At 62.2% G+C, this 3214-nt stretch carries 3 protein-coding genes; all 3 read left to right on the plus strand.

Features of this window, described 5'->3' with window-relative positions:
- The first annotated feature begins 7 nt into the window (after nucleotides 1-7).
- Entirely contained in the window at nucleotides 8-1447 is a 1440-nt protein-coding gene (locus J0I64_RS15160; RefSeq protein WP_291409772.1) for a UbiA family prenyltransferase, read from the plus strand.
- A complete protein-coding gene (locus J0I64_RS15165) occupies nucleotides 1447-2784 on the plus strand; it encodes an FAD-binding oxidoreductase (RefSeq protein ID WP_291409718.1) in 1338 nt (445 codons plus the stop codon). The genes J0I64_RS15160 and J0I64_RS15165 overlap by 1 nt, the downstream gene beginning before the upstream one ends.
- 8 nt (nucleotides 2785-2792) lie before the next feature.
- On the plus strand, nucleotides 2793-3214 hold a 422-nt coding region (locus tag J0I64_RS15170; protein WP_291409720.1), incomplete at its 3' end, for a transporter.

The raw sequence follows: 3214 nt of genomic DNA on the forward strand, positions 1-3214 counted from the left end.
GTGCAAAATGAACGTGCGGGTACAGAACAGCGTGGATATGCCCTTGGCAGTGGATCTTGATGGCACGCTGGTGGCCACCGATCTGCTCTGGGAAGGCGTTTTCCAGCTGCTCAAGAAGAACCCGCTCTTCCTGTTCCTGCTGCCGGTCTGGCTCATGAGCGGCAAAGCGCGGCTTAAGGCAGAGATCGCAAACCGTATCGAGTTCGATGCTTCGATCCTGCCCTATCGCGAAGATTTTCTGGCTTTTCTCAATGCCGAGAAGGCCAGTGGCCGAGAACTCGTTCTGGTAACGGCGGCGGCCGAGCCCTTCGCCCGTGCCGTCGCCGAGCATCTGGGCATTTTTAGCGCCGTCCATTCCTCGAACGCCGAGATCAACCTGGCGGCCCATCGCAAGGCAGCGCTGCTTGTCGAACAGTTCGGCGAGCGCGGCTTTGACTATGCCGGCAATGATCGCGCCGACATTCCGGTCTTCGAGACGGCGCGCGCCGCCATCGTCGTCGCCCCGGACCGCACCGCATTGCGCTATCAGCAGAGCACCAAGTCCCGCCACTTCGAGCGCACCCGCCCCGACTTGAAAAGCTATCTCAAGATGCTGCGCGTGCATCAGTGGCTGAAGAACCTGCTGGTCTTTACCCCGGCAATTCTCGCCCATGAGATCGCCAATCCGGACGTCCTGCTGCCCTCCTTGGGCGCCTTCGTCGCCTTCTGCGCCGCCGCATCGGCCATCTACATTATCAACGACATCATCGATCTGCCGCTCGATCGCCAGCACGTCAAGAAGCGCAATCGCCCCTTTGCCAATGGCACGCTGTCCATTCCCTTTGGGCTCGCAATGTCCGGCGGGCTGATGACGATTGCAGTGGCGATGTGTTTCTTCCTGCCGCCCGCCTTCGCCCTGGTCATCGGCCTTTATGCCATCGCCACCACCGCCTATTCACTCGCGGTCAAGCGCATGCTGCTGATCGACGTGCTGTGCCTCGCCGGCCTCTATAGCCTCCGGATCATCGCCGGCAAGGCGGCCGCCGACCTGCCGCTCTCGTTCTGGCTGATCGCTTTCTCGATGTTCTTCTTCCTCTCGCTGGCGCTCGTGAAACGCTATGTGGAGCTGCAGACTTCCAAGGTCAGCGAGCGGGACCGCATTGCCGGCCGCGGCTATCGCCCCGAGGACATGGCCATTGTCGGCCAGGCCGGCATTGCCTCGGCCTTCACCGCCACGCTCGTGCTCTCGCTCTACATCCAGAGCCAGGAGATCATCGGCTACTATTCATCCCCCTGGCTGATCTGGCCGCTGGTGCCGATCGTCCTCTACATCGTCATTCGCATCTGGATCCTCGCCTATCGGCGCGAGATGCATGATGACCCGGTGGTTTTCATCGCCACCGACTGGCGCAGCCAGATCGTCGTCGTCTTCGGCGGCCTGCTGATGCTCGCGGGGAATTTTATCTGATGATGGCCAACCTCGACAGTTTTGGCCGCATCGATCGCCACCCGCGCCAGACGATGGCCCCGGAGAGCGCCGTAGAAAGCCTGCGGGCCGCGACGGCCGAGGGCCCGAGCCTGCTCGCCTTCGGCAACGGCAAGTCCTACGGTGACACCTGCCACAACGAGGTCGGCGTGCTGGTACCCATGCGGACACACCACGCCATCACCGGCTTTGACGCCGAGACCGGCGTCATTAGCGCCGAAGCCGGGGCAACGCTCGAAGAACTGATTGCCTATATCGCGCCGCACGGCCTTTTCCTGCCCGTGACCCCCGGCACCCGCTTCGTCACGCTGGGCGGCGCCATCGCCAATGACGTGCATGGCAAGAACCATCACCTGCGCGGCACGTTTGGCTGCCATGTCGTGAGCCTTACCCTCCTGCGCTCGGACGGCACAGAATATCGCTGCTCGGCGACCGAGAACGCGGACCTCTTCGCCGCAACCATTGGCGGAATGGGCCTCACCGGCCTGATCCTCAGCGCGAGCGTTCGGCTCATGCGAGTCGGTTCGCTCGATGTCGAAGAACGCATAACCCCCTTTGCCGGGCTCGAAGACTATTTCGCCCTCGCCGAAGCGGCCGATGCTGCCAACGAATACGCCGTTGCCTGGATCGACCAGCTGGCCTCGAGCAATCGCGGTGTCCTCCTGACCGGGAACCACGCCCGGAACGGCAATTTCACTCCTCAGGTAAAGGCGACGCGCCTCGGCGTGCCCTTCGAGATGCCATTCTCGATGCTGAACGGGCTGAGCCTGAAGCTCTTCAACGTGGCTTATTTTCACGCAAAGGCCCGGAAGACCAAAGCCCACCTTTCCTCCTATGGCAGCTTCTTTTACCCGCTCGATGCCGTCGGCAACTGGAACCGCCTCTATGGCCCAAAGGGCCTTCACCAGCACCAGAGCATCATTCCGTTCGACGCCGCCGACCGGGTGATTCCAGCCCTGCTCAAGGCCAGCCGGGATGCTGGCCAGGCTTCATTCCTGACCGTCCTCAAACGCTTCGGCGCCGTGGCTTCCCCGGGTCTTCTGTCCTTCCCAAAGCCGGGCTACACGCTGACCATGGATTTTTCCAACCGCGGAGCTTCGACGCTAAAGCTGCTCGAAGTCCTCGACCGCCTGACCGTCAATGCCGGCGGAAGGGTCAATCCCTACAAGGACCAGCGCATGAGCGCGGCGACCTTTGCGGCAGGCTTTCCCGAATGGAGCCGGCTCGAGCGCTATCGCGACCCACGCTTTTCTTCCGATTTCTGGCAGCGCACCGCGCTCAGCCCTTCTGCACACGCGCCGGCGCTGGCCGCCGAATAGAGGACTTCATGAACTACTTGCCCTTCATCCTCTTCACCGTTTTCACCAATGCGGCCGCCCAGCTGATGCTCAAGGCCGGCATGAGCTCGATGGGATCGATCAGCTTTACGGCCGATACGGCGATCCTGCGGATCTTCCAGATTGTCTTCAATCCCTGGGTGTTTGCCGGGCTTGTGACCTTCGTCGTCTCCATGGCCTCGCACCTCTATGTGCTCTCCAAGGTCGACATCTCCTTCGCCTACCCCTTCCTGAGCCTCGCCTATGTCGCCGTCGCGATCTTCGCCTGGCTGGTGTTCAAGGAAGACCTCGGCGCCCTCAAGATCGCCGGCATCGCGCTGATCTGCGTGGGCACGGTGCTGATCGCCCAGGGCGGTACGAAGCACGCGGACGCGACCGAAACGGTCGCCAGCTACGACCAGGCCAGAACCTG

The sequence above is a fragment of the Devosia sp. genome (assembly GCF_017307565.1).
Classification (GTDB): Bacteria; Pseudomonadota; Alphaproteobacteria; order Rhizobiales; family Devosiaceae; genus Devosia.

Bases quoted from the DNA above. Each gene is read 5' to 3' on its own strand.
- J0I64_RS15165 (WP_291409718.1), top strand. From the start codon at position 1,447: ATGATGGCCAACCTCGACAGTTTTGGCCGCATCGATCGCCACCCGCGC.
- J0I64_RS15160 (WP_291409772.1), top strand. From the start codon at position 8: ATGAACGTGCGGGTACAGAACAGCGTGGATATGCCCTTGGCAGTGGAT.